Source organism: Streptomyces sp. 71268, assembly GCF_029392895.1.
Taxonomy (GTDB): Bacteria; Actinomycetota; Actinomycetes; order Streptomycetales; family Streptomycetaceae; genus Streptomyces.
This window is the reverse complement of the sequence record NZ_CP114200.1, coordinates 1,533,234-1,554,411: the sequence shown is the minus strand read 5'-3', so window position 1 is coordinate 1,554,411 and position 21,178 is coordinate 1,533,234. Positions and strand designations below refer to the sequence as shown.

21 protein-coding genes are annotated in these 21,178 nt (G+C 73.2%); 14 read left to right on the top strand and 7 right to left on the bottom strand.

Annotation, left to right across the window (positions count from 1 at the left end):
* The first annotated feature begins 150 nt into the window (after positions 1-150).
* The gene (locus OYE22_RS05585) at positions 151-462 is read left to right on the top strand and encodes a DUF5955 family protein (protein ID WP_277319371.1); all 312 of its coding nucleotides are present in this window, start codon (positions 151-153) and stop codon (positions 460-462) included.
* A gap of 56 nt (positions 463-518) precedes the next feature.
* Here OYE22_RS05585 and OYE22_RS05580 read toward each other — a convergent pair whose 3' ends face one another.
* Complete coding sequence (locus OYE22_RS05580) at positions 519-1,310, bottom strand: IclR family transcriptional regulator (protein WP_277319370.1); 792 nt, start codon at positions 1,308-1,310, stop codon at positions 519-521.
* 541 nt (positions 1,311-1,851) lie between these two features.
* On the opposite strand from OYE22_RS05580, the gene allB reads away from it, so the two are divergent.
* Positions 1,852-3,171: an allantoinase AllB gene (gene allB, locus OYE22_RS05575; protein WP_277323995.1), complete on the top strand. Its 1,320-nt coding sequence runs from the start codon at positions 1,852-1,854 to the stop codon at positions 3,169-3,171.
* A 60-nt stretch (positions 3,172-3,231) separates the two neighbouring features.
* Here the strand turns inward: allB and OYE22_RS05570 are convergent, their stop codons facing one another.
* Together OYE22_RS05570 and OYE22_RS05565 are read right to left on the bottom strand one after the other, a co-directional pair.
* Complete coding sequence (locus tag OYE22_RS05570; RefSeq protein WP_277319369.1) at positions 3,232-3,552, bottom strand: DUF6126 family protein; 321 nt, start codon at positions 3,550-3,552, stop codon at positions 3,232-3,234.
* On the bottom strand, positions 3,549-4,181 hold the full coding sequence (locus OYE22_RS05565; protein ID WP_277319368.1) for an XRE family transcriptional regulator: 633 nt from the start codon (positions 4,179-4,181) through the stop codon (positions 3,549-3,551). Before OYE22_RS05565 ends, OYE22_RS05570 begins: the two co-directional genes overlap by 4 nt.
* A gap of 161 nt (positions 4,182-4,342) precedes the next feature.
* Between OYE22_RS05565 and OYE22_RS05560 the strand changes: the two genes are divergently transcribed.
* The 9 genes from OYE22_RS05560 (at position 4,343) to OYE22_RS05520 (ending at position 14,376) form a co-directional block, all read left to right on the top strand.
* Positions 4,343-4,771, top strand: a complete 429-nt coding sequence (locus tag OYE22_RS05560; RefSeq protein WP_277319367.1) for a ribonuclease — start codon at positions 4,343-4,345, stop codon at positions 4,769-4,771.
* 874 nt (positions 4,772-5,645) lie between these two features.
* On the top strand, positions 5,646-6,626 hold the full coding sequence (locus OYE22_RS05555; RefSeq protein WP_277319366.1) for a sugar kinase: 981 nt from the start codon (positions 5,646-5,648) through the stop codon (positions 6,624-6,626).
* A gap of 441 nt (positions 6,627-7,067) precedes the next feature.
* Complete coding sequence (gene eda, locus OYE22_RS05550; RefSeq protein WP_277319365.1) at positions 7,068-7,694, top strand: bifunctional 4-hydroxy-2-oxoglutarate aldolase/2-dehydro-3-deoxy-phosphogluconate aldolase; 627 nt, start codon at positions 7,068-7,070, stop codon at positions 7,692-7,694.
* 383 nt (positions 7,695-8,077) lie between these two features.
* Positions 8,078-8,797: a GntR family transcriptional regulator gene (locus OYE22_RS05545; RefSeq protein WP_348652264.1), complete on the top strand. Its 720-nt coding sequence runs from the start codon at positions 8,078-8,080 to the stop codon at positions 8,795-8,797.
* A gap of 413 nt (positions 8,798-9,210) precedes the next feature.
* Positions 9,211-10,188, top strand: coding sequence for a sugar ABC transporter substrate-binding protein (locus tag OYE22_RS05540; RefSeq protein ID WP_277319363.1), 978 nt, complete (start codon positions 9,211-9,213; stop codon positions 10,186-10,188).
* Positions 10,185-11,249, top strand: coding sequence for an ABC transporter permease (locus OYE22_RS05535; protein WP_277319362.1), 1,065 nt, complete (start codon positions 10,185-10,187; stop codon positions 11,247-11,249). Before OYE22_RS05540 ends, OYE22_RS05535 begins: the two co-directional genes overlap by 4 nt.
* 149 nt (positions 11,250-11,398) lie before the next feature.
* Positions 11,399-12,202 carry an ATP-binding cassette domain-containing protein gene (locus tag OYE22_RS05530; protein WP_277323994.1) on the top strand — a complete coding sequence of 268 codons (804 nt, stop codon included), beginning with the start codon at positions 11,399-11,401 and terminating at the stop codon, positions 12,200-12,202.
* 513 nt (positions 12,203-12,715) lie between these two features.
* A complete protein-coding gene (locus tag OYE22_RS05525) occupies positions 12,716-13,837 on the top strand; it encodes an ROK family glucokinase (RefSeq protein ID WP_176164725.1) in 1,122 nt (373 codons plus the stop codon).
* On the top strand, positions 13,834-14,376 hold the full coding sequence (locus OYE22_RS05520; RefSeq protein ID WP_277319361.1) for a hypothetical protein: 543 nt from the start codon (positions 13,834-13,836) through the stop codon (positions 14,374-14,376). Before OYE22_RS05525 ends, OYE22_RS05520 begins: the two co-directional genes overlap by 4 nt.
* Positions 14,377-14,468: 92 nt before the next feature.
* Here the strand turns inward: OYE22_RS05520 and OYE22_RS05515 are convergent, their stop codons facing one another.
* A complete protein-coding gene (locus tag OYE22_RS05515; protein ID WP_277319360.1) occupies positions 14,469-15,767 on the bottom strand; it encodes an NAD(P)/FAD-dependent oxidoreductase in 1,299 nt (432 codons plus the stop codon).
* Positions 15,768-16,019: 252 nt separating this feature from the next.
* Here OYE22_RS05515 and OYE22_RS05510 point away from each other — a divergent pair, with 252 nt between their 5' ends.
* Entirely contained in the window at positions 16,020-16,667 is a 648-nt protein-coding gene (locus OYE22_RS05510) for a MerR family transcriptional regulator (RefSeq protein WP_277319359.1), read from the top strand.
* A gap of 161 nt (positions 16,668-16,828) precedes the next feature.
* On the opposite strand, the gene OYE22_RS05505 is transcribed toward OYE22_RS05510, so the two are convergent.
* The 3 genes from OYE22_RS05505 to OYE22_RS05495 all read right to left on the bottom strand — a co-directional run bounded on the left by OYE22_RS05505 (position 16,829) and on the right by OYE22_RS05495 (position 18,905).
* On the bottom strand, positions 16,829-17,434 hold the full coding sequence (locus OYE22_RS05505; RefSeq protein WP_277319358.1) for an HD domain-containing protein: 606 nt from the start codon (positions 17,432-17,434) through the stop codon (positions 16,829-16,831).
* 156 nt (positions 17,435-17,590) lie between these two features.
* Positions 17,591-18,196 (bottom strand): Fic family protein, encoded by a 606-nt coding sequence (locus OYE22_RS05500; RefSeq protein WP_277319357.1) that lies wholly within the window; start codon positions 18,194-18,196, stop codon positions 17,591-17,593.
* Positions 18,183-18,905, bottom strand: coding sequence for a hypothetical protein (locus OYE22_RS05495; protein WP_277319356.1), 723 nt, complete (start codon positions 18,903-18,905; stop codon positions 18,183-18,185). The genes OYE22_RS05500 and OYE22_RS05495 overlap by 14 nt, the downstream gene beginning before the upstream one ends.
* A gap of 580 nt (positions 18,906-19,485) precedes the next feature.
* Between OYE22_RS05495 and OYE22_RS05490 the strand changes: the two genes are divergently transcribed.
* Together OYE22_RS05490 and OYE22_RS05485 are read left to right on the top strand one after the other, a co-directional pair.
* A complete protein-coding gene (locus OYE22_RS05490; RefSeq protein ID WP_277319355.1) occupies positions 19,486-20,685 on the top strand; it encodes a cytochrome P450 in 1,200 nt (399 codons plus the stop codon).
* Between the two features lie 131 nt (positions 20,686-20,816).
* Complete coding sequence (locus OYE22_RS05485; RefSeq protein WP_277319354.1) at positions 20,817-21,023, top strand: ferredoxin; 207 nt, start codon at positions 20,817-20,819, stop codon at positions 21,021-21,023.
* Positions 21,024-21,178: the final 155 nt, after the last annotated feature.

The window sequence follows — 21,178 nt, the reverse complement described above, 5'->3', positions numbered from 1 at the left end:
GGAGAGTGGCGTTAACTGTGCCGCGTCCTTCGCGTGTACGGGGGCGCGGAGGGTCGCGGGCGGACGCATGAGATGGGGAGGCGGTCAGTGTTGCCAGGCGACGAGGCAAGGAACGGTCGGCCATCCGACGTCTTGGCCATGGAGGGCCCCGTGGCCGTCAAGCACCGACGGCCCGCCGACACCGGAAGAGACGACCCCAAGGCGACGGAGCTGGGGCGCGCGGTCTCCCGGTTGCGGTGTGAACTGGCCGCCTACCCGGTCGAGTTGTCGGACCGTACGGTGGCCGACGAGGAGCTGACCGCCCTGGACGCGATGGTGCGCGAGGGGCGGGCCGAGGTGCCGGAGCTGCGGCGCTCGCTGCTGCTGATAGCGAGTTCGCTGGGCTCGGTGAGCCGGCTCGGGCCATCGGTGACGGCGGTGCGCGCGGCGATCGACCAGTTCGGCGACGCGCCGCACAGGTGACCGTGCCCCGGTAGGCCCCGGCCCCCCGGCGGGCGACGACGGTTCGGCGGGTGGGCTCAGGCGGGCCCGGTGGCGGCGAGGGTCCGCGACAGGTCCCGCGCGACCTCCTTGAGGAGCGGGACGATCCGCTCCTTCGCCGCGTCCGTGACCCGGCCGGCCGGGCCCGAGATGGAGATGGCCGCGGCGGTGGGGGAGTCGGGCACGGTGACGGCCAGGCAGCGCACGCCGATCTCCTGCTCGTTGTCGTCCACCGCGTACCCCGTGCTGCGCACCGTCTCCAGGGCGGACACGAACGCGTCCGGCGTCGTGATGGTCTTCTCGGTTGCCGCGGGCATGCCCGTGCGCGCGAGCAGGGCCCGCACCTCGTCGTCCGGCACGGGGGCGAGCAGCGCCTTGCCCACGCCCGTGGAGTGCGGCAACACCCGGCGGCCGACCTCGGTGAACATCCGCATCGAGTGCCGGGAGGGCACCTGCGCGACGTAGACCACCTCGTCCCCGTCCAGCAGCGCCATGTTGGCCGTCTCGCCGGTCTCCTCCACGAGCCGCGCCAGGTGCGGCCGGGCCCAGGTGCCGAGCAGCCGGGACGCGCTCTCGCCCAGCCGGATCAGCCGCGGGCCCAGCGAGTAGCGGCGGTTGGGCTGCTGGCGTACGTAACCGGTGGCGACCAGGGTGCGCATCAGCCGGTGGATGGTGGGCAGCGGCAGCCCGCTGCTGGTGGCCAACTCGCTCAGCCCGACCTCGCCGCCGGCGTCGGCCATGCGCTCCAACAGGTCGAAGGCGCGCTCAAGCGACTGGACGCCACCCGAGCTGGCGGTGGAGGCGGTGTGGGACCGGGCGGACGTCGACACGTCGGCTTCCTTTCGGGGCGGAGGTGATCGGCCGGAGCGCCAGGTGGCCCGCTGGCCGACCGGCCATCGGCAGCCTACCCGGCACCGAAGTTCCGCACCGAGCCGTCCACATGCTGCGATCGCCGGTAGCGACGGGTTTGTCCGCATCACCGGCGGGCGTGCCGGGGCATCGCGCGGTGCTACGCGGGCTTCTGACGTACGGAATCCCGGTTCCGTCCTGCGAAGGGGCGTGGTTCGTCTACGGGGTCAGGGGCGGTGCCGTACGAGCCCTTGACGCCGGCGCGGGGTCGCGTGAACACTCCTTCAACAGAACGTTGAAGATCGGTGCGACGCGCGGTGTGACAGCGAGCGGCGAGGGGGCAACGTGTCCGAAGCGTCCGGTGCGGCGGTGTCGTCCGGTGGGGCGGTGTCGTCCGGGGAGGCAGCGGCGACGGGGAGTGGCCGAACGGGGAGCGGACGAACGGGGGGCGTCGTCGCCACCCCGAGCGGTACCCCGTACGAGAGCGGCGCGGAGCCGCCCGCCCGGGCCCGGGTCGACCTCGTGCTGCGCTCGACGCGCGTCGTGACCCCGACCGGCGTCCGACCCGCTACCGTGCACGTGGCCGACGGGCGGATAGCCGAGGTGCTCCCGCACACCACGCCGGCCCCGGCCGGCGCGCGGCAGGTGGAGTTGGGGAACGACGCGCTGCTGCCGGGCCTGGTGGACACCCACGTACACGTCAACGACCCGGGGCGTACCCACTGGGAGGGCTTCGCGTCCGCCACCAGGGCGGCGGCGGCCGGCGGCGTCACCACCCTCGTCGACATGCCGCTCAACAGCGTCCCGCCCACCACCACCGTGCCCCACCTGGCCCGCAAGCGGGCCGTCGCCGGCCCCAAGGTCCTGGTGGACGTGGGCTTCTGGGGCGGCGCCGTGCCCGACAACCTGGCCGAACTGCGCGCCCTGCACGAGGCCGGCGTCTTCGGCTTCAAGAGCTTCCTCTCGCCGTCGGGCGTGGACGAGTTCGCGCACCTGACCCGGGCCCAGCTCACCGCCGTACTGGACGAGTTGGCCGCCCTCGACGGGTTGCTGCTCGTGCACGCGGAGGACCCGCACCACCTCGCGAGCGCCCCGCCCGCCAGCGGCCCGCGCTACGCCGACTTCCTCGCCTCGCGGCCACGGTCCGTCGAGGGCGAGGCCATCGCCGCGCTGATCGAGGCGGCCCGGGGCAGCGGCGGCCGGGTGCACCTGTTGCACCTCTCGTCCGGCGAGGCGCTGCCGATGATCGCGGCGGCGCGCGCCGCCGGCGTCCGGATCAGCGTCGAGACCTGCCCGCACTTCCTGACCCTGACGGCGGAGGAAGTGCCCGACGGCGCGACGGAGTTCAAGTGCTGCCCGCCCATCAGGGAGGCCGCCAACCAGCACCTGTTGTGGCAGGGTCTGCGCGAGGGCGTCATCGACTGCGTGGTCTCCGACCACTCGCCGAGCACCCCGGAGCTGAAGACGGGCGACTTCGGCACCGCCTGGGGCGGCATCTCCTCACTCCAACTGGGCCTGCCCGCCGTCTGGAGCGCCGCCCGGGCGCGCGGCCACGACCTGGCGGACGTCGCCCGCTGGATGTCGACGGCCCCGGCCGCGCTCGCCGGGCTCACCGCCAAGGGCGCCATCGCGCCGGGCCGGGACGCGGACTTCGCGGTCCTCGCGCCGGAGGAGACGTTCACCGTGGACGCTGCCCGACTGCACCACCGCAACCGGGTCACGGCGTACGCGGGCCGGACGCTGCACGGCGTCGTACGGTCCACCTGGCTGCGCGGCACGCGGATCGCCCGGGACGGTCAGCCGTCCGCACCCGCTGGCGGCCGGCTGCTCACCCGCCACTGACCGCTCCCCGCGCCGCCGACCGGCGCGGGGAGCGGGCGGCCGCCACACGGCCGGCGGCGGCTACTTCGCGCCCAGGTGGAACAGGAGGAAGAGGAAGGCCGCGAAGATGTGCACGCCCACCAGGTAGAAGGTGACGCGGATGGTGAGCCCCCAGGGCGCGCGGTCCTCCTCGTTCATGGCCGCTCGGTCCGCCTTCTTGGCCGCCGCCTGGCCGGACTCGACGGGCTCGGGCCGCACGGGGGGTTCGGGCGCGCTGGCCGCCGCGTCGCCGGGCCCACTCACGGCGCCGGTCTCGGGCGCGGCGGGTCCGGCCCCGGCCGGGCGGTCCGTGGGCGGCTGCGCTGACCTCGGGTTCTCGGCGTGCGGCGTACGGTCGCTCATGCTCGACCAGTCCTTCCGATGGCGCGGTGGTCGCGGTCGCCCAGGCACAGCTCGGCGGCGCCGCTCTGTAGCAGGGTGTGCACGAACAGCAGCTCCGCACCGCCGGGCGACTCGGCGGCGATGCGGTGCGGGGTGATCGAGTCGAAGTGGGCCGCGTCTCCCGCGTCGAGCCGGTGCACGGCGTCGCCCAGCGCGAGCCGCAGCGGGCCCCGCAGCACGTAGAGCCACTCCTCGCCGGGGTGCACCCGCACCAGCTCGTCCTGCGCCCCGCCGTACGGGACGTGCACGCGCAGCGCCTGCATCGCCCGGCCCGAGCCGCCCGCGCGCCAGTACGTCCAGCCGCCCGCGGGCGACGCCTCCATCCGGTCGGCCCGCACGATCGGGTCCTGCTCCGCCGGGACCTCGCCGAGCAGGTCGGATACCGTGATGCCATACGTACGGGCCAGCGCGAGCAGCATCGGCAGCGAGGGCTGGCGGCGTCCGGTCTCCAGCCGCGACAGGTGGGCGGGGGACAGGCCGGCGCGCTGGGCGGCCGACTCCAACGTCAGCCCGGAGCGCCGTCGCAGGTCGCGCAGTCGGGGCGCGACCGACGGCAGCTCCGCGACGGACTCGTCGGGGGGCGTGGTCATACGTCCGGTATAGCCGGGTCGTGCCTCAGGGGCAAAAGTTTTGCCTCACAGGCAAAAACGTGCACCGCGATGGGAGGCCCCGCGCGGGTCCCGTGAACTCCTGGGAAACATCGCCCAGTTGTCGTTGACATGTCACGGTCTACGCGCGTCATGCTAACTCCATGAGGATTCCCCCACGCATCGCGCGCATCGGCGCCCTCGGCGCCCTCGCCACGACCCTTCTCATCGGTGGCCCGGCCGTCGCGGCCACCCCGGCAGTCGACACCGCGAGCCCCGCCGCGTCGGCGACCTTCTCCCGCCTCGCCGTCGGCGACATCTGCTACTCGGACCTGCCCTCTCAGGCCCACGACACCCTGCGGCTGATCGACAAGGGCGGCCCGTACCCCTACCCGCAGGACGGCACCGTCTTCCAGAACCGCGAGGGGCTGCTGCCCCAGCACCCGCGGGGCTACTACCACGAGTACACCGTGAAGACCCCCGGCTCCTCCGACCGTGGCGCCCGCCGCATCGTGACGGGTGACAGCCACCAGGAGGACTACTACACCGCCGACCACTACCGGTCCTTCGACCTGGTCGACTACGGCTGCTGACGCGGCCAGCGGCCCGCCAGCCCGCGGGCCCGTGACCGGAGCGGCGGTCGGCGCCCCCACCCCCGACCGCCGCTTCTCCCGTTCACCCCGGCTCCCCGCCGGCGCGCCGAGGTCGGGCCGGACGGACGGCCGGCGGAAGGTGGCCGCCGCGCCGGCGGGGATCCGGTGGGGCCACCCCCCATGCGTGGTCATCCCGTATGGCGTCGAGCGAGGCCAATGACTCGTCGGTGGCCGACCGGTCGCGGTCGTAGCCGAACCGACGGGTGTTCAGACCGGCCGCCGTCACCCCGTGGTCCAGCGCCCACGGGCCGGCCGCCCGCTGCCGGGCGCCAATGACCGTCGGGCGCCGATGACCGTCGGGGCGGTCGGCCCCGTACGGCGGCTCCTCCCGCGCCGTCAGACCGCTCAGCGGCTCCCGACCGTCGTGTCGGCGCGCACCGCGGGCGCCCGCCGGGCGTACGAGGTACGCGGCGTAGCGCGCGCGTTCCGGGCGCGCGACCTCCCGCGCGCGGGGCGCCCGTTGTGCTTCCTCCGGCCCGGCGCCGACCCCGTCCCGCCCCACCCTCACCGCCGAACAGTTCGGTCAGCGGGCGCTGGCTACCCGGCCGCCGGCAGCCTCGTCCGTCGGTCGCGCCGGCTGTGTCACCCGGCCGTCGCCGCCTAAGGGCCGGGCCACGGCGGGCGATCGGGCCCACGACCATGGCGGCAGTGGGGCGCGCGGGGTGAGTGGGGCGGACGATGGGGGTACGGGGCGCAGATGAATGCTCCCAATCGAGCTGAGTGCGCCCCCGCGGACTCGGATGCCAGTGCCAACCGATAGCGTTTCGGTAGAAACGCGTTCGAGGGGGCGGAAGGACGTAAGGAGGAGGCATCGGTGACATATGGCCCGGGGACGTCCGGCCCCGAGGTGGTCACGTGCGGTGAGGCCATGCTGCTGATGCTGGCCGAGCCTGGCGTACCGCTGGACCGGGCGACCCACTTCCGTCGCTCCATCGCGGGGGCCGAGTCCAACGTGGCGGTCGGCCTCGCCCGACTCGGGCACCACGTGCGCTGGCTGGGCCGCCTCGGGGCGGACGCGCCCGGCGCCGCCGTCCTCGGCGAGCTGCGGGCGGACGGCGTGGACGTCAGTCAGGTGGGCGTGGACGAACACGCCCCCACCGGCCTGCTGCTGCGGGACTGTCACCCCTCCCGCGCCATCGACGTGCAGTACTTCCGCGCGGGTTCGGCCGCCGCGCACCTGGAGCCGGCGCACATACCGCCCGCCGCGCTCGACGGGGTGCGGCTGCTGCACCTGTCGGGCATCACGCCGATGCTCTCGCCGACCGCGGCCGACGCCACGCGTCGCCTGATCGAACTGGCCCGGGCCGCGGGCGCGCTGGTCTCCTTCGACCCCAACGTGCGCCGCAAGCTCGGCGGCGCCGCCCAGTGGGCGCAGATCGTGGGGCCCCTGCTGGCCGAAGCCGACCTGCTCCTCGCGGGCACGGACGAACTGGAGCTGCTGACCGCGCGGCCGGCCGACGAGGCCGCCGCCGACCTGGTCAAGGAGGGTGCGCGCGCGGTCGTGATCAAGCGCGCGGACCACTCGGCGACCGCGTACACCGGCGCCGGCCGCTGGGACCAGAGCCCGTTCGCGGTCCCGGTGGTGGACCCGGTCGGCGCGGGCGACGCCTTCGCCGCCGGATACCTCTCCGGCTGGCTGCGCGGCCTGCCCGAGCAGGCGGCGCTCGCCGAGGCGGCCTGCGTCGCGGCGCTGGCCATCCAGTCCCCGACGGACACGGCCGGGTTGCCGAGCCCGGCCGTGCGGGACCGGGCGCTGGCGGCCTACACGGAGGGGATCGACGCCGTGCACCGTTGACCACCCAGCGCGCGGGCCTGCGCGAGGTCGCGACGGGCGCGGCGGGCGAAGAACGCGCCGTGAAGAACGCGCCGCGCCACTTGCGAACGATCACCGTTCCTCGCACGTTGGGTTCGTTGGTGCCTCGTGTCGGGCCCACGGGCGAGCGAGTGGGCGCGTACCGGGCCCCGTCGCACCATGGTCCCGCCAGCGGGACACAAGACCGGCGCAGGACGATGCGAGATCTCCGCGAGCGGCGCACGTGCCGCCGACGGCGACGCGCTCCCCGGCCCGGCCCTGTGGCCCGTCCGAAGCTCCCGCACCCCGCCCCACCACGGCGCCCCGCGCCAACCCGCCCCGCCCGCCATCCCTACCCGTCGCTGCCACCCCCCCCGCATCCTGTCCTCTGTCCCCTGTCTCTGTCCTCACCCGACCGCACGTGAAGAAGGGCGGCGAACTGCCGTGTACCGCTGGGAGATCACCCGGGCCGCGCTCGAACAGCGGGTCTTCGCCATCATCCGTACCGAGAGCTACGACCAGGCCGCGGCGACGGCCGACACGCTCCTCTCGGCCGGCATCACCAGCATGGAGATCTCGCTGACCACGCCCTTCGCGCTGGAGGCCATCACCACCCTCACCCGCGAGGTGGGCGCCGACGCGGTGATCGGCGCGGGCACCGTGCTGGACGCCCAGGCGGCGCGGATGGCCGTGGAGGCGGGGGCCACCTACCTGGTCTCGCCGAGCCTGGACGCCGAGGTCATCCGTACCGGCCACCGGTACGGGCTGCCCGTCTTCCCCGGCGTCGCCACGCCCACCGAGATGGTGCGCGCGCTGGAGCTGGGCGCGGACGCGCTCAAGCTCTTCCCCGCCTCGGCGTACGGGCCGCGCTGGCTGAAGGACGTGTGCGCCGCGCTGCCGCAGGCGCCGGTGCTGCCCACCGGCGGGGTGACCCTGGAGGACGCCCCGGAGTGGATCGCCGCCGGCGCGGTGGCCGTCGGCATGGGCACGGCGCTGGCCCAGGGCGACCGGGACGTGGTGGCCAAGCGGGCCGCGGACCTGCTGGCGCGGCTGGCGGACGCGCGGGAGTGATCTCGCCGGGTCGCGCACGGGCCGGCTGGGTCCGGTCCGCGTGCGGTGAAGCCCGGCCCGCGCGCGGCGACGGTCCGGGCGCGCGGCCGGCCCCGTCTCCCCGTGGCCGCACGGCGGGCCACGCCTCGTCCACCCGGGGTGGCGTACGCCCGTCGCCCGGGCCGCGCCTGACGCGCGCACGCCGGCTCTCCCCCTGGCACTCGCCCGTCGCCGGAACCGCGTGGGGCGGCCCCGACCCCGCCTTACCTCGCCGGATCGCGCTTTGTCCGGACAATCAGACTTCACGACTTTCCGTCAACTGTCGCTGCGGATACCCTCGGCCCGTGGCGAAGCAAGGAGACGCGACGGGCGGGCTGCGTTCGGCGGCGGCCGTCCAGTTCAGCGTGGACCGTGGCAGTCCGGTCCCGCTGTACTTCCAGTTGGCCCAGCAGCTCGAGGCCGCCATCGAGCAGGGCGAACTCGCGCCGGGCAGCCTGCTGGGCAACGAGATCGACCTCGCCGGCCGGCTCGGCCTCTCCCGCCCCACGGTGCGCCAGGCCATCCAGTCGCTGGTCGACAAGGGACTCCTGGTGCGCCGCCGTGGCGTGGGCACCCAGGTCGTGCACAGCCAGGTCAAGCGCCCGCTGGAGCTGAGCAGTCTCTACGACGACCTGGAGGCCGCGGGCCAGCGGCCCGCCACCCGGGTCCTGCGACACGCCGTCCAGCCCGCCACCGCCCAGGTCGCCGCGGCCCTCGGCCTCCCCGAGGGGGCGGACGTGGTGCTGGTGGAACGGCTGCGCCTCGCGCACGGCGAACCCATGGCCCACCTGCGCAACCACCTGCCGACCGGGCTGCTGGCGCTGGAGAGCGCGGCGCTGGAGGAGACCGGGCTCTACCGGCTGCTGCGCGGGGCCGGCATCACGCTGCACAGCGCCCGGCAGACGGTCGGCGCCCGCGCGGCCACCGCCGACGAGGCGGAGCGGCTCGCCGAGTCCGTGGGCGCGCCGCTGCTCACCATGGAGCGGACCACCTTCGACGACACCGGGCGCGCGATCGAGTTCGGCTCGCACACCTACCGGGCCTCGCGCTACGCCTTCGAGTTCCAGCTCCTGGTCCGCCCCTGAGTCGGTCGGCCCGCGACCCCGGGCCGGATTCGTCCCGGGTGTCGTCCGGCCGGCCGTACCGCGTACGCTGACCCGCCGCGCCCGGGCGCGGGCCGGTCCGGTGAAGATCCCTTCGTCAGAATGTTCTGACAAAGCATTGACGGTGGGTGGCGCGCGCCGCTACAACTCCTCCAACCGCTCGCACGCGGCCGGAAGGAGCCGGGGGAAGTCGGGAGCGAGGCGGCCGTCTCGCGGCACGCCCCAGGCGGCGCGGGGCGGCGCGTACGCCGCGCGCGGGACCCGCTGGAGCCGCGCCCAGCAGCGGTGACGGATACTTGGGCGGCCGGGGCGGGTGAACGGTACCCGGCCGCACCGTGACATTCAGTGGAGAAGGGCAAGTCCTCGTGGCAAGGGTTCGGACAGGGGTACGCGCCGTGAGCGCCGTGCTGGCAGCGGTGGTCGGCGCGACCCTTGCGGGATGCAGCAGTACGGGCGGCAAGCGCGCGGAGGAGCGGGCGGCCAAGTCCGCACACGGGCGCGCGGCGGTCGACACGCCGCGCTGGACCGTCGCGATGGTCACGCACTCGGGCGACGGGGACTCCTTCTGGGACATCGTCCGCAGCGGCGCCAAGCAGGCGGCGGTCAAGGACAACATCAAGCTCCTCTACGCGCACAGCGACGAGGGCCAGCAGCAGAGCGAGCAGGTGCAGAGCTACATCGACCAGAAGGTCGACGGGCTCATCGTCACGCTCGCCAAGCCCGACGCCATGAAGGCCGTCGTCGCCAAGGCCCGCAAGGCCGGCATCCCGGTGATCACGGTGAACTCCGGATCGGCCGAGTCCAAGGCGTTCGGCGCCCTCAGCCACATCGGCCAGGACGAGACCATCGCCGGCGAGGCGGTCGGCGACGAGCTGACCAAGCGCGGCCGGAAGAAGGCCCTGTGCGTCCTGCACGAGCAGGGCAACGTCGGCCACGAGCAGCGCTGCGACGGCGCCCGCAAGACCTTCAAGGGCAAGCTGGAGAACCTCTACGTCGAGGGCACCAACATGCCCGACGTCCTCTCCGCCATCGAGGCCAAGCTCCAGTCCGGTGACTACGACGCGGTCGTGACGCTCGGCGCGCCCTTCGCCGACACCGCCGTCAAGGCCAAGAAACAGGCCGGCAGCGACGCGGAGATCAACACCTTCGACCTCAGCAAGCAGGTCGCCCAGGGGCTCGCCAACGGTGACCTCGGCTTCGCCGTGGACCAGCAGCCCTACCTCCAGGGCTACCAGGCCGTCGACCTGCTGTGGCTGTACAAGTACAACGCCGACGTGCTCGGCGGCGGCCAGCCGGTGCTGACCGGCCCGCAGATCGTCACCAAGGACGAGGCGGACGAGCTGGCCGAGTACGCGGATCGGGGCACCCGGTGAGTAGCTCCCTGGCCCGCCCCACGACCCCGGCCGACCCGCCAGAACCGGACGAACGGCTGCTGCACCGCTCCACGCTCCGCCGCCTGCTCGGTCGCCCCGAGCTGGGCGCGGTGGTCGGCGCGGTGGCCGTCTTCGTCTTCTTCTCGGTCGTCGCCAACAGCTTCCTCCAGCTCTCCAGCCTCTCCACGGTGCTGTACGCGTCCTCGACCATCGGCATCATGGCGGTGCCGGTGGCGCTGCTGATGATCGGCGGCGAGTTCGACCTCTCCACCGGCGTCGCGGTCACCACCTCCGCGCTGGTCTCGTCCATGTTCAGCTACCAAATGACGGCCAACGTGTGGGTCGGCGTCGGGGTGTCCCTGCTGACGAGCCTGGCGATCGGCTTCTTCAACGGCATCGTCCTGGTCCGTACGGGACTGCCGAGCTTCATCATCACGCTGGCCACGTTCCTCATGCTGACCGGCATGAACCTCGGCTTCACCAAGCTGATCAGCGGCAAGGTCTCGACCAAGACCATCGGGGACATGGAGGGCTTCGAGTCCGCCCGTAAGGTATTCGCCTCGCAGCACACCATCGGCGACGTGAACATCAAAATCACCATCGTGTGGTGGCTGGCCCTGGTCGCCCTGGCCACCTGGATCCTGCTGCGCACCCGGGCGGGCAACTGGATCTTCGCCGCCGGCGGCAACGCGCACGCGGCCCGCGCGGTCGGCGTGCCGGTCGCCCGCACCAAGATCGCCCTGTACATGGGCACCGGCTTCGGTGCCTGGGTGCTCGGGCAGCACCTGCTGTTCTCGTTCGACACCGTGCAGTCCGGCGAGGGTGTGGGCAACGAACTGCTCTACATCATCGCGGCCGTCATCGGCGGCTGCCTGATGACCGGCGGTTACGGCTCGGCGATCGGCGCCGCCGTGGGCGCGCTGATCTTCGGCATGACGAACAAGGGCATCGTGTACGCGCAGTGGGACGCCGACTGGTTCAAGTTCTTCCTCGGCGCGATGCTCCTCCTGGCCACCCTGCTGAACGCGTGGGTGCGCAAGCGGGCGGAGGCGAGCAAGTGAGCGAGCGCGAGCAGCAGCCGCAGGGCCCGGGCGAGGGCGTGCCGGCCAACCCGGCGCCGCGACCGGCGAGCACCGGCGCGAGCGCGGCCACCGGGGCGAGCGCGGCCACCGGCGCCGCCGCCGAGGGCGCCGACGCCGCCGAGGCGCCGCTGGTCGAGCTGAGCGACGTCAGCAAGTACTACGGCAACGTCAAGGCGCTTGAGGGCGTCTCGCTTGAGGTGCGGGCCGGCGAGATCAGTTGCGTGCTGGGCGACAACGGCGCGGGCAAGTCCACCCTCATCAAGATCATCTCCGGGCTGCACCAGCACGACGCCGGCACCTTCCGCATCGACGGCCAGACGGCGCGGCTCGGCTCCCCGCGCGAGGCGCTCGACCGGGGCATCGCCACCGTCTACCAGGACCTGGCCGTGGTGCCGCTGATGCCGGTGTGGCGCAACTTCTTCCTCGGCTCCGAGCCGACGAAGGGCCGTGGCCCGCTGCGTCGCCTGGACACCGCGACCATGCGCGAGACGACCCGCACCGAGCTGCGGCGGATGGGCATCGACCTGCGCGACGTGGACCAGCCGATCGGCACCCTCTCCGGCGGCGAGCGGCAGTGCGTGGCGATCGCGCGGGCCGTCTACTTCGGCGCCAAGGTCCTCGTCCTGGACGAGCCGACCGCGGCGCTCGGCGTCAAGCAGTCCGGCGTCGTCCTCAAGTACGTCGCCGCGGCCCGCGACGCCGGCCTCGGCGTGGTCCTCATCACGCACAACCCGCACCACGCGTACCTGGTCGGCGACCGCTTCGTCCTCCTCAAGCGGGGCACGATGGCGGGCAGCCACGCCAAGTCGGAGATCACCCTGGACGAGCTGACCCGGCAGATGGCCGGCGGCAGCGAGCTGGAGGAGCTGAGCCACGAACTGGCCCGCGCCAGCACGCCCACCCTGCGCCCGGGCCGACCCACGGCCGAGTGACCCGCCGCCGAGTCATCGACCGCCGAGCGATCACCGCCGAGTGACCCACCGGCACGGCCGGGCCGACCGGGCCCGGCCGCGCCGACGGCGTCGACGACACCGCCGGCCCCGGTGCCGGCGACGGCCCCCGTCAGCCGGCGTGCGCCAGCGGGTGCGCCGGTTTCGCGGCCCGGGTCAGGTAACCTCGCCGCTCGCCGCGTCCTTCGTGGTGCGCCACCGCGGAAGTGGTCGAGCGACGTTCGACGGTCAACAGGGGCATCCAGCGCGTACCGCCCCGCCCGGCCGAGGACCGCCGCTCCGCCATGCGCCGCGTAGCGCGAGTGAGGCACAATCGCCACGGCGGGTCACGCCCGTCACGCCCGACCGCACGCCCGAGGCCGTTGGCCTCCCACGACACCCGCAGGGACGACGACTCTTGCGCGCACGAACCCGCAGCGACCGAACCCGCGGCGATCGAAGCCACGCACCACGCGGAGCTGCCGCCGCCCCCCACACCGGCGAGAGGGACGGCCGATGAGCCTGTACCGCGAGCGAGTGCACCGAGGCTCCGCCCGGGCCACCGTGCTGCGCACCGTAGGCACCCGCGAGCGCCGCTCACACCTGACCGCGCCCCGGGTGCCCACCGTGGGCATCGACATTGGGGGGACCAAGGTCGCGGCGGGCGTCGTGGACGCCGACGGCAACATACTGGAGCGGCTCCGTACCGAGACCCCGGACAAGTCCAAGAGCCCCAAGGTCGTCGAGGACACCATCGTCGAGCTGGTGCTCGACCTGTCCGACCGGCACGACGTGCACGCGGTGGGCATCGGCGCGGCCGGCTGGGTGGACGCCGACCGCTCCCGGGTGCTGTTCGCGCCCCACCTGGCCTGGCGCGACGAGCCGCTGCGGGACCGACTCGCCGGGCGGCTCGCGGTGCCGGTCATGGTCGACAACGACGCCAACACCGCCGCCTGGGCGGAGTGGCGGTTCGGCGCCGGGCGCGGCGAGGACCACCTGGTGATGATCACGCTCGGCACCGGCATCGGCGGCGCGATCCTGGAGGACGGCCAGGTCAAGCGCGGCAAGTACGGCGTCGCCGGCGAGTTCGGCCACATGCAGGTGGTGCCCGCGGGCCACCGCTGCCCGTGCGGCAACCGTGGCTGCTGGGAGCAGTACAGCTCGGGCAACGCGCTGGTCCGCGAGGCCAGGGAGCTGGCGGCGGCGGACTCGCCGGTGGCGTACGGGATCATCGACCGGGTCGGCGGCAACGTCCAGGAGATCACCGGTCCGATCATCACCGAGCTGGCCCGCGACGGCGACGCCATGTGTGTGGAACTCCTGCAGGACATCGGCCAGTGGCTCGGCGTGGGCATCGCCAACCTCGCCGCCGCGCTCGACCCGTCCTGCTTCGTCATCGGGGGCGGCGTAAGCGCCGCCGACGATCTCCTCATCGGGCCGGCCAGGGACGCGTTCCGGCGTACGCTCACCGGTCGTGGGTACCGGCCCGAGGCCCGCATCATCAAGGCCCAGCTCGGCAACGAGGCGGGGTTGGTCGGCGCGGCCGACCTGGCCCGCCTCGTCGCCCGCAGGTTCCGGCGCGCCAACCGGCGCCGGGTCGAGCGGTACGAGCGCTACGCACAGGCAGGACGGCGATGAGTCAGCAGTCCCAGACGAGCGAGACCAGGCAGGGCAGGCGTTCCTGGCGGCGCAAGGTGACCCTGTTCCTGTTGATCGCCATCCCGGCCGGGTACATGGCCATCTCGGCGCAGAAGAGCCGGGGCAGCGGCGAGGACAAGCAGGAGAACGCGGCGGCCACCGGGCTGACCCACAGTTGGCCGAGCAAGGTACAGCGGCGGATCTACGACACGCCCATCCCCTCGTACTCCGTTGACGTCGCCTTCTACGAGACCAACTCGTGGAAGCGGAGCCAGATGTACGTCCAGTTCGTCACCAACCCCAAGGGGCTGGACAAGTTCCTCGGCCGGCTCGGCGCCGACCGCGACGTGCTCAACGACGGCCGGATCACCATCGACGCCAAGACGGCGGGCGTCGTCGGCTGGAAACTGGACGCCGACGGGAAGTGGGCCGGCGGCGTCATCGACCAGAAGGACCCCGAGCCGACGCTCGACATCACGGTCGACCTCGACAACCCGGACCACCCGAAGGTGTACGTGGTCTCCACCGTCACGCCCTGACGGCTCGGACGCCGCGCGCCCGCCGGGGCCGGCCCCGACGGGCGCGCGGGCCCCGACGGGCGCGGGGGCGGCCCCGGCACCCGCGCGCGGTGCTACGCCACGATGACCGGCTCCGCCGAACCGGACCGCATGACGTGGTCGATGTGGATCTGGCCGGCGATGAACCGCCCGTTGTCGACGCAGGCCGAGATGGCCACCGAGGCCAGCGAGTCGCCGTTCGGGAGGCCGGCGTAGTACAGCCCGGGGACCGCTCCGACGAGGCCCTTCTCCTGGCGGGGCGCCCCGTGTTCGTCGAGCACCTCGGCCGGCAGGATGCGGTAGTCGGGCCCGAACCCGGTGCACCAGACGATGGCCGTGATGCCGTGCTCCGCCAGGTCGAGGCGGGGCCCGAAGTCGGCGATGTGGTCCCGCCGGACCTCCGGCGCGGGCCGTTGCTCCGGCACCACGAACCCCCGCCGGCTGATGCCCGCGTCGATGGCGTCGATGACCTGCCGGTACGCGCGGGCCGACTCTTCCACCGTGGCCAGCACGTTGTCGGCCAACAGCAGCGTGTGACGCTCGGCCCCGTGCGTTGACCCGACGAGGACGACGCCCTTGGCCGCCAGCGTGCCGAGGTTCAGGTCGCCCTCGCCACTGGTCACGGCGGTCACCGGCAACCCGGGCAGCACCGCCGACCCACCCGTGTTCCGGGTGACGAAGTCCTCGTAGAGGCCGAAGGCGAACATCCACTCGTGGATGCCACGACCGCGATAACGGTGCGGCCACGCGCGGTGCCGGCCGACAGAGAGGAAGACGCGGCGTCCGGCGTCCGCGAGTTCGTCGGCGATCTGCTGGCCGCTGATGCCCGCGCCCACCACCAGGACGGCACCGTCCGGCAGCGAGGCGGGGTTGCGGTAGTGGCGCGAATGCGTCTGGTGCACGCACGGATCGATGGCGGCGGCAACGTCCGGGACGCGCGGGGCCGCGTAACCGCCCACGGCCGCCACGAGGTTGCGGGACTCGATGACGCCGCCGGTGTCGAGGTGGGTCCGGAAGCGCACGTCGTCACCGGCGGCGACCCCCGGCGGGCATTCGACCTTGTGGACCGGCGTGTGCTGGCGTACGCACAGCTTTCGCTCGGCTGCGTAGCGACGCAGGTGTCCGGCCAGTTCCGGGCCGGACAGCGAGGCGTGCGGGTCGTCGCTCACGAACTCCCAACCGGGGAACCGTATCGAGCGAACACCGCTCCCCACGAGCAGGCTGTCCCACCGTTCGTGCGCCCACGCCTGGCCGATCTCGCCCCGTTCCAGGACGACCGCCTCGCGACCGACGTCCTGTAAGGACGCGGCCACCGCGCACCCTTGCTGGCCGGCGCCGATGATGACGGTCTCCGCGTACTCGACTGCTTCCATGGCTGAACCTCTCTGTCGCGGAATGCGCGGCGACGCGCCCGCACGCCCTGGCGTGCTTCGGCCGTGCCGGTGGTGTGGGCGCGTGACCGTGCGCACGACCGCGTGACGGGTGTGTGGTGATGTGTGGTGAGGGCTGTGTCGAGTGCCGCGTGCGGGACGCGCCGGGCGCGGCGGGCCCGCTCGACAACGACCACTAAGGCTTGCCTTACTTAGATCTTGTCTGGTGAAGCCGACTTGATGTCAACTGGACCGGTGACGAAGAGTGCGGTCTCCATCGGGGACGCGGCGGCCCTGTACGAACTCGCGCCCTCCACCGTGCGCTGGTGGGAGCGGCAGGGGGTGCTGTCCCCACCCGCCCGCGACGGCGGCCGACGGCGCTACCGCGAACGCGACCTGCGTCGCCTGGGCGTCGCCTATCTGTGCCGCGTGGTGGGGCGGCTGCCGCTGGACCGGACCGCCGTCGTCACCTCGGGAAAGGCCACGCTCAGCGGCTGGCAGCGCGTCGTCAGCGAGCAGATCGACCTGCTGGACCAGGAGGTCGAGCGGTTGCGGGCCGCCCGCGACTACCTGCGCCACCTGCTGAGCTGCGAGAGCGACGACATGGCCCAGTGCCCCGTACTGGACGGCGAGTTGAGCCGGAACACCCCCGTCGGGCGCGGCCTCGGTGGCGACCTCGTCGCCGCCGCCCGCGCGGCCGGTAGCGGTGAGCGGCCAGCGCGCTCCCGTCGCCCGGCGCGTGACGAAAGCCCGTCGGACCAGCCCGCGTGTGACGAAAAGGCGGCCCGCTGCGCCGGCTGCCGGGCACCCGTCGCCCAGTCCCCGCGCGGCCGGCCCCGCGCCTACTGCTCCCGGGCCTGCCAGCAACGCGCGTACCGCGCCCGCCGCGACGCGCGGAGCTGACGCGCCCGCGCACCACAGGGGCCGGGCCCACCGGGGGCTCGGCCGGGCACGCGAAACGCCCGCCGCGCGGTGCGATGGCAACCGCGGGGCGGGCGTTCCGGTGGTCGAAGCCGCGGGACACGGGCCGGGGCTACCCCCCCGGGCCCGCACCCCGCCCGGTCTCAGCTCTGTTCGAAGGGGTGGGCGAGGGTCCGCTCGGCGCCGCCGCGCGTGAAGAACCCGGCTGCCGCGCACTCCGGCTTGCGGTCGGCCTGGTCCCGGAAGAGGCGGACGAAGGACGCGCCGAACCCCAGCCGCGGGTACGCCGCCACGAGCGCCCGCGTGAACTCGGGGTCGTACTCCTCCAGGCCCGTCCCGGTCACGTCCGCGCTGGTCCCCTCCTGCAACAGCCGGCTCTCCACGTCCACTTCCGGCGCCACCTCGTCGCGCATGTGGAGCACGATCACCTCGGCCGCCCGGTCGCGACGCTCGGTCGGCCAGCCGAGACCGGCCGTGAAGACCCGGGCCACATGGCCACCAGCCTCCTCGAACGCGATCGTGTGGCTGTCGAAGGGCGCCGTGAGCCCCAGGTCGTGCAGCAGTGCCGAGACGTAGAGCAGCTCGCTGTCGAAGTCGAGCCCGCGCGCCTGCGCCCAGGCCGCACCGAAGAAGTACGACCGCACGGAGTGGTGGTACAGCGCATCATCCGCGTACTCCGTACAGACCAGCCGCGCCGCCTCCGCCGCCTGACCCGTTGGTACGCGCAACCCCGCAACCTCGTTCAGCACCCGCCGACCCCTCACTCGCGCCGCGCGCACGCGCCGCGCGTCGTCTCCGTACGTCGTTCCGTGCGGCCCAGCCTAACCAGGACCGAACTCCCGTCCCAGGGAGCCTTCTCGGCCACACCCGCACCGGGCGCGAGCGGTGGAGGCGCGGCCGGGCCGTCATCCCCGGCGGTTGAGTACGCCGATGAGCGTGGCCAGGTCGGCGGCGCCTACCGGGTCGTCCGCGTAGCGGGTGGTCTGGAGGGGCCCGACTTCGGGAAGGACGACGCCCTCCCGGGCCAGCACGTGGACCAGGGTCAGCAGGGCCGCGCGGGCGTTGCCGTCGGTGAAGGGGTGGAAGAACGCCACGTCGAGATAGGCCCGGGCCGCGCGGGCCGCCAACGGGAGCCGCGGGTCGCCGGCCCCGCGCAGGCAGGCGGCGAAGGCCGCCTCGGTGCGCGGGCCAAGGGCGTAGCGCTCACGGCCGGCCTTCGCGTGGGCGTCGGCCGTACGGAACGGCGCCCGCGCCTGGCCCAGGACCTCGCACTGCCAGGCGGCCAGGCGGGCGAACTCCAGTGGGGCGCGGCGCGCGGCGTCGGCACTGGCCAGCGCGTGGGCGGCGAGCAGCCGCTCGGCACGGACGGGGTCGCGCCGGCGCACCGGCCCCCGGCACCAGGCCCGGAACCCGTCACGCGCGGGGAGCGCCGGTCGCAGGGCCGGTGCCAGGTGCCAGGCGGCGGCCCGGCGTACGCGCAGCCAGACCGCGAGGCTGTCAGGGGCGGTCATGAAGCTCCTCCAAGGCCGCCCGCTCCCGGTGGTCCTGGTAGGGGGCGTGGCCGGTGAGGTCGACCGCCAGGTCCTCACCCACGGACTCGACCAGCGCCCGCCCGGGGTCGACCCAGCTCTGGAACCGCCCGCCGATCGCCGCCTTCACCGCCTGTTCGGCCTCGGCCTGGCTCATGCCCGTGCTGCTGAGGAACCACTGGAGCACCCGCGTGGCCTGGCCGTGCCAGCCGCCCTCCGCGCCCGAGTCCAGCGCGAGCGTCACGAGCCGGACGCAGGCCCGCTCCAGGTGCCAGCTCCGGTCCTCGGGGGCCGCGTCCGGCGGCGGATCCAACTCCGCGAACAGCCGAGCCAACCGCTCCAGCCACTCCCGCCACTCCAACAGCGCGGCCACGGCGCGGGCGGCGGTCTCGTCGGGGGTGGTCACCGAACTCGCCCCGGTGACCCAGGCGCCGATGGGCCCGCCGTACCGGTAGCACCAGTTCCACCCCTGGGCCCAGTTCCCGTAGCGCTCCCGGATGAGCGCGTCCAACTGGCTCTCGCACCAGTGCTCGCCCTGCCACCAGCCAGCCATGCCGGAGAGCACGGGCGGCACCCACTCGCGCAGCAGCGCGCACAGCCGGGCCTCCTCCTCGGCGTCCCAGTCGAACGGGTGGCGGGCCGGATCGAGGCCGTCCCAGTTCCCCAGGCTGCCGAGCGGGGCGGGCGGCACGCGGTTCTCCGGCAGGGGGAGGGTGTCTCGGTTGTACGTCAGCGCTGGCCCACTCTCTGCGATGCGATCGGCCCACAGTCTCGGCCTCTCGGACGCGGCCCGGCGAACGGTTTTCCGAACCGGCGCCGCGCCGCGCCGGGCACCTGGCCCGGAGGCCTTGGGCAGAGCCGGTCCGTCGTAGCGGGAGGGAATGAGAGCGGCGAGGCGAGGGGCCGGCCGTGTGAGGCGCGTTAGGGACGAGCGGGCCCGACGGGTGAGCAAGACACCCCCGCACCCCCGCACACCCGCACCCCCCGCACACCCGCACCCCCGCACACCCGCACCCCCGCACACCCGCACCCCCGCACACCCGCACCCCCGCACACCCGCGCTCCCGCACGCCTCGCGGCCGGTGCGGTGAGTGCGCTCGCGCGCGGAGGTCAACAGTTCCTGCCTTTTGTCTAAGGGATTCCACAGAATGCGCCCGCCGGAGGGTTTCTGATGGGCTGTCGGGTGGACGGCGAAGCTAGCATCGAGATCGAGCCAGCCGGTGTAGCCGCCGACGACCTCGATGCATGGCTCGTGAATCGATGGAGGAGTCTTGGTCGACGTCCTGCGCCCCCCTGTTTCGCTGCCCACCAAGCGGAGCTGCCCCTTCGATCCTCCGGATGGCTACACCCCCCTGCGCGAGCAGGAGCGGATAACGCGCATGAGTTATCCGGACGGCACGCCAGGGTGGCTCATCACCCGGCATGCCGAAGCCAAGGAACTGCTCACCCACAAAAGCTTCAGCGCCCGCCAGGAAGGAATAATCTCCCCCGTCCCCACGGAGCTGGCGTACGAAGGCCCTGCCGATCCGGGCGCTTTCGCGAAGACGGACGACCCGGTCCACAGCAGGTATCGGAAGCTGGTCACCGGCTTTTTCACGGTCCGGCGCACGCGTCAACTCACCCCCATGATCGAGCGCATCGTGCACGAGCAGCTCGACGATCTGGAAGAGGCAGGACCGGGCGCCGACCTGGTGGAGGTCTTCACCGATTCCGTTCCCTCCCGGGTGATGTGCGAGATGATCGGCGTCCCCGAATCGGAGCGGAAGAGCCTCCAGCGTCATGTGGAGACACTCGGCCGGCTCTCCACCACCGTTCCCGAGGCGCTCGCCGCCGTGTCCGGGATGAGCGGGTTCCTGGCCCGCTTCGTTCCCAGCCGGATCAACGACCCCAGGGACGACATCCTCGGGGACCTCATCCGTGGTGGGCAGCTCACCGAGCGCGAACTCATGGGCATGACCGCCACGTTGATCACCGGGGCCTTCGACACCACGGGCAATATGCTCGCCATGGGCGTCTACACCCTGCTTGAGCACCCCGACCAACTGGCCAGGCTCCAGGAGGACCCGGAGCTGATGGGGGCCGCCGTCGAAGAGCTCCTCCGCTTCCTCACCATCTCCCACCTCGGGGCCAGCCGGTGGGCGCTCGAAGACGTCGAGTTCGCCGGTCAGACCATCAAGAAGGGCGAGGTGGTCACGGTCGCCCTCCCCGCCGTCAACCGTGACCCCGAGCGCTACGAGAACCCCGACCAACTGGACATCGGCCGCACGGACCACGGGCACCTGGGGCTCGGCCACGGCGTCCACCAGTGTCTCGGCCAGCATCTCGCCCGCACGATCCTGCGCGTCGGCTACGAGGCCCTGTTCGACAGGTTCCCCACGCTGCGACTGGCCGTACCGGCCGACGAGGTCCCGATGCGGGACGACTGCGTGCACTACGGACCCAGGTCGCTCCGCGTCACCTGGGACGACTGATCGAGACGTACGAGCGGTGAACGCGACGGACGGCGGGACGTTCTCCCGCCGTCCGCCACCGTCATGCAAGAGGGCCACAAGACGTGGACATGTCGGCCCACCTCGGACACACAAGGTAGGACTGAGACCCGATGAGGATCACCGCCGACCGTGAGGCGTGCTGTTCGGCGGGCCAGTGCGCGCTGATCGCGCCTGACCTGTTCGACCAGAGCGACGAGGACGGCTCCGTCGTCCTGCTCGACGCGCGACCCGACGCCGAACAGCTCGACGTTCTGCGCGAGGTCGTATCCCGTTGCCCCACCGGTGCGATCAGCCTCGAAGAAGACCCCGGCGCGTGAGAACAGGGCCCGAGATTTCGAGGGCACGAATGCCGGCGGAGAACGCGACCGTGGTACGGGTCACACGGCTGGTGAAGCGCCGCTGAAACCAAAACCCCGGTAGTCACGTCCGGGGCGTCAATCATGCCTGAGTGGGTTTCTAGGGTTTCCCTTAC